This is a genomic window from Enterococcus sp. SB12, from assembly GCF_030910025.2.
GTDB lineage: Bacteria > Bacillota > Bacilli > Lactobacillales > Enterococcaceae > Enterococcus_B > Enterococcus_B faecium.
The window spans coordinates 1523376-1535487 of the sequence record NZ_CP175675.1 but is presented as its reverse complement, the minus strand read 5'-3'; the positions used below and the strand labels follow the sequence as shown (position 1 = coordinate 1535487).

At 38.6% G+C, this 12112-nt stretch carries 11 protein-coding genes, 1 pseudogene and 1 riboswitch; of the genes and pseudogenes, 10 read left to right on the top strand and 2 right to left on the bottom strand.

The features are described 5' to 3' along the window. Nucleotides 1–25: 25 nt before the first annotated feature. Entirely contained in the window at nt 26–628 is a 603-nt protein-coding gene (locus RBL01_RS07560) for an FUSC family protein (RefSeq protein ID WP_002295450.1), read from the bottom strand. Between the two features lie 104 nt (nt 629–732). Between RBL01_RS07560 and RBL01_RS07555 the strand changes: the two genes are divergently transcribed. Continuing rightward, complete coding sequence (locus tag RBL01_RS07555) at nt 733–1689, top strand: aromatic acid exporter family protein (RefSeq protein ID WP_002327099.1); 957 nt, start codon at nt 733–735, stop codon at nt 1687–1689. Between the two features lie 427 nt (nt 1690–2116). Here RBL01_RS07555 and RBL01_RS07550 read toward each other — a convergent pair whose 3' ends face one another. Beyond that, nucleotides 2117–3073 carry a Gfo/Idh/MocA family protein gene (locus tag RBL01_RS07550; protein WP_080489858.1) on the bottom strand — a complete coding sequence of 319 codons (957 nt, stop codon included), beginning with the start codon at nt 3071–3073 and terminating at the stop codon, nt 2117–2119. A gap of 173 nt (nt 3074–3246) precedes the next feature. On the opposite strand from RBL01_RS07550, the gene RBL01_RS07545 reads away from it, so the two are divergent. The 9 genes and pseudogenes from RBL01_RS07545 to RBL01_RS07505 all read left to right on the top strand — a co-directional run bounded on the left by RBL01_RS07545 (nt 3247) and on the right by RBL01_RS07505 (nt 11584). Further along, nucleotides 3247–3807 (top strand): hypothetical protein, encoded by a 561-nt coding sequence (locus RBL01_RS07545; RefSeq protein WP_002318405.1) that lies wholly within the window; start codon nt 3247–3249, stop codon nt 3805–3807. Next, nucleotides 3800–4624: a D-alanyl-D-alanine carboxypeptidase family protein gene (locus tag RBL01_RS07540; RefSeq protein WP_002327097.1), complete on the top strand. Its 825-nt coding sequence runs from the start codon at nt 3800–3802 to the stop codon at nt 4622–4624. The genes RBL01_RS07545 and RBL01_RS07540 overlap by 8 nt, the downstream gene beginning before the upstream one ends. Nucleotides 4625–4633: 9 nt before the next feature. Beyond that, the gene (locus RBL01_RS07535) at nt 4634–5251 is read left to right on the top strand and encodes a glycoside hydrolase family 73 protein (RefSeq protein ID WP_002327096.1); all 618 of its coding nucleotides are present in this window, start codon (nt 4634–4636) and stop codon (nt 5249–5251) included. Nucleotides 5252–5268: 17 nt separating this feature from the next. Continuing rightward, nucleotides 5269–5952: a hydrolase gene (locus RBL01_RS07530; RefSeq protein WP_002298744.1), complete on the top strand. Its 684-nt coding sequence runs from the start codon at nt 5269–5271 to the stop codon at nt 5950–5952. 681 nt (nt 5953–6633) lie between these two features. Further along, nucleotides 6634–7917 (top strand): ABC transporter substrate-binding protein, encoded by a 1284-nt coding sequence (locus tag RBL01_RS07525; protein ID WP_080489857.1) that lies wholly within the window; start codon nt 6634–6636, stop codon nt 7915–7917. 15 nt (nt 7918–7932) lie between these two features. Beyond that, complete coding sequence (locus RBL01_RS07520; RefSeq protein ID WP_002295465.1) at nt 7933–8820, top strand: carbohydrate ABC transporter permease; 888 nt, start codon at nt 7933–7935, stop codon at nt 8818–8820. Nucleotides 8821–8836: 16 nt separating this feature from the next. Next, nucleotides 8837–9673 carry a carbohydrate ABC transporter permease gene (locus tag RBL01_RS07515; RefSeq protein ID WP_002306876.1) on the top strand — a complete coding sequence of 279 codons (837 nt, stop codon included), beginning with the start codon at nt 8837–8839 and terminating at the stop codon, nt 9671–9673. 2 nt (nt 9674–9675) lie between these two features. After that, nucleotides 9676–10298: pseudogene (locus RBL01_RS07510) on the top strand (hypothetical protein). After that, nucleotides 10295–11584: a Gfo/Idh/MocA family protein gene (locus tag RBL01_RS07505; protein ID WP_002327093.1), complete on the top strand. Its 1290-nt coding sequence runs from the start codon at nt 10295–10297 to the stop codon at nt 11582–11584. Before RBL01_RS07510 ends, RBL01_RS07505 begins: the two are co-directional and overlap by 4 nt. 358 nt (nt 11585–11942) lie before the next feature. Beyond that, nucleotides 11943–12040, top strand: a riboswitch (purine riboswitch). The last annotated feature ends 72 nt before the right edge of the window (nt 12041–12112 follow it).

The window sequence follows — 12112 nt, the reverse complement described above, 5'->3', positions numbered from 1 at the left end:
TTTTTTATTTTATTGCAAAAGAAAATTAGTCCTCGCTATTTTTCTTTTGTTTTTGGATCTTAGCTTCTATCTCTTGTAAATTTGTTCTTAGCAATCGTTCTTTCTTTTGGAGTTCGACCAAATCTTCTGATAGTTCTTCCTTCTTTTCTGTTTCCGGAGGACGAAGAAAGAAATTGATACCGATTGCAATGAATGTCCCTATAAAAGTATCTAGTACACGTTGGATCGCATACAAAGCGGATTCGCCTTGAGGGATGCTCAACGCAATCAGCAACAACGTAGCGATTGCGGAAATGATACCGGAATTATTGTTAATACCATCTGACACGACGATCACAATAATAACTAGAATAGGAAGCAAGATCAATTCTACCAAAAAATCATTGTGAAAATAGCTTTTGACAAAAAAATAAATGATAGCTAATGTACCACCTAATGTATTGCCGATGATCCTAGACTTTCCAAAAGAAACGGTTGTAGTCAAGTCCTGACGCAAAGAAAAAACAGCAGATAATGCAGCAATCATCGGGATTCCTCGTTGAGTCAAATGAAAAAACAAGATACATAAAAAAACAGCTAAGGCACTTTTGATCGTACGCATACCTAGTCGAAAACGGCCAAATTGCATAGAGATTCTCCTTTTTGGTCTTTTTACTATCATACCTAAACTTTTGTCTGATAGCTAGTTTTTCATTATTCAAGTATAATTAAAATAAAAAAAGGGGGAAGTAAATGCGTATAGGAATGCGAACAGTCAAAACAGTGATCAGTGTCTTCTTTTCGATGGTCACAGCGGGTAGCTTATCGCTGTTGTATTGGCCAGCTGCAGGGATCATTGCATTATTAAGTGTAGGAAATACCAAGCGCTCTACATTGCGTACGGGCATGAATCGAATCGCAGCCTTTATATTAGCTACGGCAACAGCACTGTTCAGTTTTTTTGCTGTTGGGTATACTATTTTTGGCTTTAGTCTTTTTTTATTCCTGTTCATCCCGCTTGCCTCTCGCTTCAAATTAACCGAAGGGATCGTAGTAAATTCGGTTTTGGTCACTCATTATTTAGTGGAGGAAAACATGTCTTGGCAGCTAATCGGCAATGAAGCGGGATTAATGGCGATTGGATTAGTATTTGCTTTGCTTGCAAATGTCTACATGCCAGATCGTACGAAGGAGCTGAAGGAAAACCAAATACAGATCGAAAAAGAATTTCGAAATATTTTGAGACAAATGGCAGAATTTCTTTTATCAGAAAATAAAGAAGATGTGCAGATCAAGTGCGAACATTTACTGACATTCATTCGCGAAAGCCAAGAAGATGCCAGAGAACATCAAGAAAACTACTGGCTCAGACAGCCGCTATACTACGAAACTTACTTCTCTATGAGAAGAGCACAGGCCAATGTGATTAAAGACATGTTGGAAAACCTAGAGAGAATCCAGCAACCAGCTTATTATGGAAAACATATCTATGGTTTATTGATTTATACTGCAGAAACATTTTCAGAGTCAAATGATGGCAGACAAATTTTAGCACGTATTGAAGAAGTTTATGTATTGTATCGGCAAATGCCTCTGCCGACTAGCCGCCCTGAATTCGAGGATCGAGCAGAATTGTTCCAGTTTTTGCAGTCTTTTAAAAGTTTTATTGAAATCAAGGCAGAATTCTCCCAACAAAAAATCCAAAAATAGAGGTTGTGAATTCAGCTAATATTCAGGTCAAAAAGCTGATTTCACAACCTCTTCTTTAAACGGTGTTCTCCTGCCAACTCCTCGGTCACAAGTCACAATATTCAACAAACATGAGAAGCTGTTTTTCGAAATTGCTCCTTGTGACTCGGAGCTGAATGGCAGGCTCACGACCTCTTCCTTAAACGGTGTTCTCCTGTCAACTCCTCGGTCACAAGTCACAATATTCAACAAACATGAGAAGCTGTTTTTTGAAATTGCTCCTTGTGACTCGGAGCTGAACGGCAGGCTCACAACCTCTTTCTTAAACGGTGTTCAAAAGCTTGCCTCTGCGGTAATAAGTCCAGCCAAACGAAAAATAGGAGGAGCTATTTTTGTTTGGCTGTTCTTATTACTTGATGCAGAACAGCTTTTTCACAACCTTTTAAAATTACATCTTTTTCCATAGAACTTGCATTTGATCCAAGATTTCGATGACATCTTTTGTCAAGAAGAGAGAGCGATTGGGCAAGTCACCTTCAATCATGTGTACCATATTCTTTATTTCGTAATTCATTGCTTCAGATGTATTCCCGCTTTCGATGAATTCTTTTGTACCGTCTGTAAATAAGATCTCCGCACGATCAGCACGCGGGTAATCAGCAATCGTCACATAACCGTTCTCAAAGGCAACGATGCCGACTTTTGGCATTTTTGCCTGAAAAGTCAAGCTGACAGCAGCAAGTTCATTTTCTTTGTTACGCAAGATAGTGACTGATTGTTCGTCCACGCCTGTTTCAAAAGGAACCATTGTAGAGGCAACTACTTCAGGTTGAGAGCTTAAAAAGAAACGAGCGAAAGATACAGCATACGTACCGATATCCAACAGAGCTCCTCCAGCTAATTCTGGGTTGAAGAACCGGTTTTTGGGGTATGGTTCTTTGTAACTGCCGAAAGGTGCTTGGATCATTTTTAAAGTCCCTAGTTTTCCTGTATCCATTATTGAGCGTAACTGCTGATAAAGTGGCATGTTGAAGATTGTCATCGCTTCTGCTAAGATCAAATTCTTTTCTTCTGCTAAGCGCATAGCGTCAGCCAGTTCTTTTTTATTCATCGTGATGGCTTTTTCACATAGAACGTGTTTGCCTGCTTCCAAGGCTGCCAAGATATGGTCGATATGCTGTCTATTTGGTACAGCAATGTACACGATGTCGATTTCAGCATCGTCTAACATTTCTTGATAGCTTCCGTAAGCTTTTGGAATATTGTAACGGTGAGCAAAGTTTTCCGCTTTTTCTGAAGTTCTGGAAGCAACTGCTGTTAGTTCGCTCGTCTCTTGATTGAAGCTTTCGGCAAACTCATGTGCGATGGTACCAAGACCAACGATTCCCCATTGATATTTTTTCATCTGAAAACGCTCCTTCATAGTTGGATTGAGTTTCTTGTCTGTCTATTATTATAACAAAAATCACGAAGAATAAAGGGGAGAGGACTTGAAACATTAAAAAAAATGAAAGCAGCGATTTAAGAGGTGCTTTTTGATCAAAACTTAAGTAGAATAGTTAAAAGGAGGGGATAAACGTGCATCAAGTATATATTGATCTTATTATGAGTGTATTATTAGAACAGTTTGAAACTGAAAAAAATTTTTTAGATGAATACTTGCTGATCAGTCCAGAACAATGGCAAAAATGGAAAGATGGCGAGAAAAACCTGCCATCTGAAGCGATGCAGAAAGTAAAAAATCTTTTCACTGATTATGAATGGATGCTAACGCAAAAGATTTTGCGTCAAACGATTATTTTTCCCGAAAAACGAAACGTTGCCGTTGCAGAGTACAAGCAAATCAAAACACGCATCGCACAAAAATGGCTTAGCAGCAAAGCAGCAAAAGTCGAGCTGATCCCTTTGAAAAATAATCAGCAGGCTGGTAGATACCTTGACTTGAAAGTAAGTATTCAATATGATGAATGGGGCTATGATGATATTTTGAATTTTCGTCTGCCAGCAGATGTTCAAAAACAGATTGAAGGAGAAAAAATCGAACTTCTCGATTGGGTGAATGAAAATCTGGAAGAAACTTACGTTCATGAGGTGAACGGGGAACGTGAAGAACAACGAAAGGATTTTTCAAGTGAATAAATTTTTAGGATTTGGAGCAGTTGTGATTATGATCGCAGCAATGGGCTATGTTATTTTTAGCGATGATGATTCGCATGTTCAAGCCGGTAATCAAGCAGTCGAACGAACAAGCACCAAAACAACTGCTAGTAAAGAAAAGAACAGTCAAACAACCAGCAGCAAGGTAAAGGACAAAGAAACAAAAGATCGTACGTCCAAACAATTGCCAGATGTTAAAACAGACGATTGGAAGCTAGTTTTGGTTGGTCCAGATCACAAATTAGAAAAAGAAATCGATGAGTCTACTCAATTGGCATCATTAAGTAACGGATACTTGATCGACAAACGCATTGCTCCAGAATATGAAGCATTTGCTAAGGCTGCTGAAGCAGCTGGATTTCCATTAGTGATGGTCTCAGCTTACCGGTCTGTATCATCCCAACAACAAGTTTTCGAACAAAATGTCCACGATGTGATGAGTCGTCAAGGTGTATCAGAAGAGGAGGCGACAAAGATTACTAAAGAGACGATTACGGAGCCAGGATACAGCGAACACCACACAGGTCTGGCAGTCGATGTCGTCGATCAAAACTGGTACAACAGTTATCCTTCTACTGTATTGGATGCAAGTTACGGAGATCAGCCTGGAGCTAAATGGATCGCAGATAATGCTGCGCAGTATGGATTTATCGTTCGTTATCCAAAAGGACACGAAGATATAACTAAGATCACATATGAACCTTGGCACTTACGTTATGTCGGTAAAGAAAATGCTGAGTATATCACCAAACACCAATTGACGCTAGAAGAATATCTGAATGAATTAAATGAAAAGTAGGAATTGATCATGGCGAAAAAAAAGTGGAAAAAGCAAAAGCGCAAGAATATCCGTTGGCCAGCAGTGGTTGCCGGTGTAGCAGTGATACTCTTAGCCTTTGTTTTTTCCTTGAAGAATCTGTCTTCTCCTTTTACTGATAATCAGCAAGAAAATGAAGCGCAATCCCATCAGCAATTTATTGAACGGCTTGTTCCGCATGCCCAAGAACTACAAGATGGTTATGGAGTGCTTCCTAGTATCATTTTAGGACAAGCTATATTAGAATCAAATTGGGGAAAAAGTACCTTGGCTAGCAAATACAATAATCTTTTCGGGATCAAGGCTTATGGGGATCAGAAGAAAGTAAGCCTGGAAACAAAGGAATTTGTTAACGAAGAATGGATAACTATCCAAGGAGACTTCAAAGTGTATGATTCATGGGAACAGTCCATGGATGACCATACACAACTGTTCGTTCAAGGAGTAGATTGGAATCCTGCGCTGTATGAAAAAGTGATTACGGCCACCAACTATCAGGAAGCCGCACAAGCATTGCAAGATGCAGGTTATGCGACAGACCCCGGTTATGCGCAAAAAATCATCCAGGTCATCGAGACGTATCATTTGAATCAGTATGACCGGAGATAGCAAAGGAGAAGTGGCTGATGGCAGAACAATTTACGCCAGAAATCATGACGGAATTGAGAAAAGATATCGTAAGAGTACCGGAAATCATTTTAGAAGCAAGCGGGATCAAGATATTTGGAAAATTGATCCGTTCGATCATCTTTACTACGGATATTGCGATCATACGTAATACAAATGCGAATGCAGTAATTGCTGTGTATCCTTTTACACCTCATCCAGCGATTACTAAAAGCATTATTGAGGCAGCTGACATTCCAGTTTTCTCCGGTGTAGGTGGTGGTTTGACACAAGGTACTCGTTCTTCCTACATGAGCATGTTCGCAGAAGCGCAAGGTTCGTTAGGGGTCGTTTTGAACGGTCCTACGCCTTTAGAGACAGTAAAAGAAGTTTGTCGAGTAGTTGATATTCCAGTTATCAGTACGGTAACGTCGAAATATACAGAAATAGATGAAAAGTTAGCAGCTGGTATTTCGATTATCAATATCAGTGCAGGTAAAGAAACTGCAGAAGCAGTACGCCATTTTCGTAAAAAATATCCTGAACTTCCTATCATTGCGACAGGTGGTCCAACGGAAGAAAGTATTGCTGAGACCATTCAAGCAGGAGCAAATGCCATCACATATACGCCACCAAGTAGCGGAGAGCTTTTTAGTCGTAAAATGGAAAAATATCGGGAAACTGAGAAAAAGAATCATGAATAACAGGTGAGAATCAAAAGACGAGGAAGAGCAGATAGTGGTTCTTCCTCGTCTTTTGTACTCCAGTACTATTTGTTCAGAATTCAAAAAAAGAGAAATTTTTTTGTTTTTTTATCTGTAATGTACATAAGAAGAGTCAAAACCTTTTGTTATTATTAGCATTCTAACAAAAAAATGTCTTGATTTATTGAAGCGCTTTCTATAGAATGAAAAACGAATAAAAACTAAAAAAGGCACCCGACAATTTAGTAGCAGCTAAATTGTCGGGGCTTGAAAAGTCAGCGGGAACTGACCAATCAAGTTGCCATAGTCAATGCTTGTGCATCGACGTGTATATTGTACCTAATTTCATAAAGAATTACTAGTTATTTTTCTGTTTTTTAGGGAAGAGCGTACACGAAGAAGCATGCTTATTTAGCTATGTCAAGGATATTGGACAGTTGTCTGATATCCTTTTTTCTTTGCGTAATTATCCTCCCATCCTTGAAGCAAGAAGTGTTTTTAGCGATGAAAGAAGAATCAGCACGATCTAATTTTCCTTGAAAGTATTGAGTTGTTCATCCTAGGCAGAACGATAGGGCAAGTCTTGGTTTTTATTCCCCTTAAAAAAGATCGTTTAATAAATATGTTCTGTATAAAAATACAGTATATTGAAAAATAACAATGGAAGTAGAGGTGCAGAGAATGAAGAAAAGAATGAGAATCATCTTAGCTTTAAGTGTTATGTTATTCTTCTTGACGGCTTGTGGGCAAGAAGATGACAAAAAAATCACGCTGAACATGGCTTGGTGGGGTTCGCAAGTCCGACACGATGCAACAGTAAAAGTAATCGAGCTTTATGAAGAAAAAAATCCCCATGTGACGATCGATTATGAATTTTATGATTATGAAGGATATTACACAAAATTAGGTACACTAGCAGCATCAGATGATATCTGGGACATTTTCCAACTGAACAATCAATTTCCTCAATACATCAATCAGATTGAACCATTAGATGAATATGTGGAGCAAGGGATAATTGATATTTCTAATGCAGATGAATCCTATTTAGCAACGACGACTTACGACGGGCAATTAGTTGGATTGTCTAACGGGGTGAATTCGTTTGCGATTGCTTACAATAAAAATATATTTGAACAATTAAATATCCCTGAACCTGCTTCAAATTGGACATGGGATGAATTTGAACAAATCAGCTATCAAATCACTGAAGAATTAGGAATCTATGCTATTTCAAGATTCGAAGATTTTATAGCTGGCTGTATTATTCAAATACCACAAGTTGAGAAAGGATTGAATTTTTATAATCGGGAAGATCTATCTAACAGCTTGGGATTTGAAAATCCAGACTATCTAACAGATTTTTTCCAGCTGCGTAAAAATCTGGTAGACAAAGGGGCCCATCCGGAACCAGGTGGTGGAGCTGCAAGTACGACGGATCTGTCTTTTCAGGCGGTTAGGGATAGAGAAGCGGCAATGGTGTTTCTATCAAGTAACCAGTTGACAGAAATATTGTCAGGGGCTCCTGAAGATATGGAGATCCAGTTGATTAATCCACCTCGCAGAAAAGCAGATGGAGAATCTGGTATCCCTTTGCGTTCTTCGCAAATGCTGAGTATGGCAAAAAGCTCAGCACATAAAGAAGAAGCTGCTAAGTTTATTGATTTCTTTCAAAACAGTGAAGAAGCCAATGAAATTTTAAAAGGAGAACGTGGTGTACCAATCATGTCGAATATTCGAGAACAGCTCGCTCGTACAGATGATGCAACTTTGCAAGCGATATTTGACTATTTAGAAATGATTTCCGATATGGATAACGGTAAAGTGAATGTCTTTGATAGTGCTTTGAATCCGGAAATTCAAGACCAATACAATCTTTTAGTTGAAAAAGTCATTTATGAAGAAGTAACAGCAGAAGCAGCAGCAGAGAGTCTTTATGAGTTTGCGTCAAACATTCTAGGATAGCAGCAGGAGGAAGGCATGAAAAAAGAAAAACTAAAACGGTTCTTGGATCAAGACAATGTGGTTGGTTACGTATTTGCTTCTCCCTTCATCCTAGGATTTCTATTGATAACAGTGATACCGATGATCTTGTCACTTTATTATTCGTTCACCGATTATCGTTTGGGAAATCCAGTCTCATGGATCGGCTTGGATAATTATATAAAGATGCTGAGTGATGCCCGTTTTTTGAACTCCATCCGAGTCACTTTTCTCTATGTATTTGCATCTGTACCTGTGAAACTGATCTTTGGTCTATTGATTGCTTATCTTTTAACGAGAAATATCAAAGGAACGACTTTCTTTCGTTCTTTGTATTATGTGCCTAGTTTGATTGGTGGCAGCATTTCTATCGCTCTAGTTTGGCGGGAGTTGTTTTCTAAAAACGGGTTAGTGAATATTTTTCTGGAACGATTAGGCGCACCTGCGCTTTCCTGGTTTAGCGATCAAAAACTGGTCATGATCCCTCTTGTTTTGATGTCTGCTTGGCAATTCGGTTCGGCAATGATCATCTTTGCTGCAGGTATCAAAGAGATCCCAGGCTCGTATTATGAAGCGGCAGAGATCGATGGAGCGAACAAATGGCAGACGTTTTACAAGATCACGTTACCTCTTCTTTCGCCGATCATTTTGTATAACTTGGTCATGCAGACAATCGCGGCGTTTATGACTTTTACGCAGGCATTTATCATTACCCAAGGTGGTCCGAATGATGCCACGAACTTTTATGCTCTTTATGTGTATAACCAAGCTTTTTCTTTTAATTCTATGGGGTATGCTAGTGCTATTTCGTGGATCATGCTGTTGATTATGGGAGCTGTCACCTTTCTGATTTTCAAATCATCAAAAAAATGGGTCGTTGTGTGAATGAGAGGAGGAAGAAATGAATAAAACAGTAACGAAATGGTTTCAATACGGTTTTATTTTGCTATTAGGTCTAGTCATGATTTATCCGGTCTTATGGATGATCGCAGGTTCTTTTAAAACGGATCAAGAGATTTTGAGTGGTTCGCTGAATTTGATTCCAGAGACTTTTCAATGGGAAAATTACGCAAAAGGATGGGCAGGGTTTGCTGGAATTTCATTTTTTACTTTCTTTAGGAATTCGTTTGTCATCTCTGCAGTTTCGACGATAGGGACAGTTCTGAGCTCGACTTGTATTGCTTACGCATTATCGAGAATCGATTTCAAAGGAAAAAGATTCTGGTTCGTCGTCATGTTAGTAACGATGATGATTCCTGCACAAGTGATTTTGATTCCGCAGTTTATTATTTACAATCGGCTGAATTTGGTTGGGACGTATGTGCCGCTGATTTTACCACATTTTTTTGGACAAGCATTTTTCATTTACCAGATCATGCAATTCATGGTCAGCATCCCCAAAGAGTTAGATGAATCAGCGATTATTGACGGATGCAGCAAGTATAGTGTCTTTACCAAAATTATTTTTCCTTTGCTGAAACCTTCGATCATCACGACGATCATCATCCAGTTTTATTGGAAATGGGACGACTTCATGGGACCATTGATTTATTTAAACAAGCCGAGATCTTACACGGTATCGATTGCCATCAAATTATTTGCAGACGCTGGATCTAGCACGACTTACGCCAGTATGTTTGCGATGTCTACGCTGTCTCTGCTACCGGTTTTTCTGATTTTCTTATTCTTCAATAAATATCTCGTCCAAGGAATCAGTACAAGCGGTCTGAAGGGCTGAATATGAAAAAGCCAATAGAAGAGATGTTTCTTTACAAGCTCAACTACTATTTCTGTCGGATTTTTTTAACCAGTCTTATCAGTAATGCTCTTTTCGCTTTAGTCCTAGGATGTTTGTTCACTTTAGGATTAGTGCTGTCTGCTCGTGTTGTCTATCTGATTTATTTTTTGATGATGTATCCTTCTTATTATCTATCTGTCCATTACTTGGCAGAAAAAAGGTATGTTGGAGGAAAGAAAAAATCAAACGGATGTGTTTCATCATTACGTTGTTTCAGCTGTTTGTCATTATTTTTGCAGTTGATTGGTATTTATTAGTGGGAAAGATTGGAGCTTGGTATCTGATTCCTTTTCTATTGTGTCTGTTGCTTTTTGTATCCCATAGTTTTTTTAGTACGCTAATTGATATCTGCAAAGAAGATAAAGCAGATAGTCTTGTTTATTTGATCAAAAGGAATATCTGGCTGTTGTCAAAAAACGTCAAAGGGTTTCTGTGGTATTTATGCCTTTTGTATGGACTGTTCTGGTGTATACAGCATGATTTTTTACTCACTGCATTACTGTATCCAGGGCTGCCATTTGTCACAGTATTTTGCTTAAAAGAAAAGGAGAATGACTTTAAATGAAGAAAAAATATGTACAAGTCGGACTTGGTGGGAGAGCGCGTTTTTTTTATGAGGCAATTGCCTCTACGTATCATCAAACTTGTGAACTAGTCGGTTTTTGTGATGTATCTCAAACAAGGATGGATTATGCAAATCGGATACTTGTGAACAAGTATGGACAGAAAAAAGTAAAGACATGTATGCCATCACAATTTGAGCAACTACTGGATGACGTACGGCCGGCTGAAGTCATTATTACGTCAGTAGATCGAACGCATCATGATTATATCATTCGTGCAATGAAAAAAGGATATGATGTTATTTGCGAAAAACCTCTGACTATCGATGAGGAAAAAGCTCAAGAAATAATAACGGTCCAAAAACAGACGGGGAGAAGCCCGCGAGTCACTTTCAATTATCGTTATGCACCGTATCACACGAAGATAAAGGAACTGATAGAAAGTGATGTGATTGGTGATGTGTTTTCTATCCACTTCGAATGGCTGTTAAATACGCAACACGGGGCAGATTATTTCAGAAGATGGCATCGAAATAAGCACAATAGCGGCGGGCTTCTTGTTCATAAATCTACCCATCATTTTGATCTAGTGAATTTTTGGTTGAACAGCCGTCCCAAAAAGGTATTTGCATTCGGTGGATTAAACTTTTATGGGATGCATAATGCGGAGAAACGCGGAGTAGAAACATTTTACAGTCGATGCTATGGAAGCGAACTAGCTAAAGCTGATCCATTTGCTATAGACCTGTCAGCCAATGAGGAATTGCGAGAAATGTATTTAGAAGCAGAAAAAGACAGTGGATATATTCGTGACCGCAGTGTATTTTCCGATGATATCTCTATTGAAGATACACTAGGCGTAACGGTCAAATATGAAACTGGTGCGATTTTGACGTATTCGCTAAATGCGTATATGCCGTGGGAAGGATTCAATGTTTCTTTCAATGGCAGTAAAGGACGGATCGAAATGAAAGTGATCGAAAAGTCTTACATCAATGCAGGTGGAGATAAAAAGGATGAAGGAGCAGCTGTTCTTCAGTCCATCCATGTCTATCCGATGTTCGGTGAGCCATATGAGGTAATCGTCGAACAAGAAGCGGGCGGACATGGCGGAGGAGATCCGCGTTTATTAGATGATCTATTTGGTGAAGAAAAAGAAGATTCGTGGAATCGGGCAGCAACTCACGTAGATGGTATTTTGTCGATTTTGACAGGAATCGCAGCAAATCATTCTATTGCTTCAGGAAAAGCAGTAGTGATTGACGAGCTTGTCAGCTTAAAAGAATAAGAATAGATTTACGGAAATTACTTCCCGTAGTTTATAAAATCTTGCCTTATTGCCGATAGGCTGTCTTTTGAACACTATTTATTCGGAAAAAGGGGCTATGACATGCATTTTGTCATGCCTTCTTTTTATGTGGGCTGCTTTTTTAGATAGGAGAAAATAAAAATAACTATTTAAACCCGAACAAAAAGGAATAATGCATTAAAAATCATTAGATTTTACAAAAAAATAAGTAAACCACGTTGTCAGTTTCAGAAAGTAGTGTTAGACTGTTTTCAATATTTGAAACAACATTTTTTATTCAAATATGGCAAACTGCCTTCACGTGCAAAACAGTTGCAAGAAAATGAATTTACACTATTATTAGTTTTACATACCTACTTATATATCGTCATAATATGGATGACAGTTTCTAGCCAGTACCGTAAATGCTGGACTATAAGTAAAAGATTGGCTATTTCACCCTTCTTTTCTTATGATAAAGTGGAGGGTGTTTTTCTTTAACAGAAACATAGTAGGTTTTTGCACAAA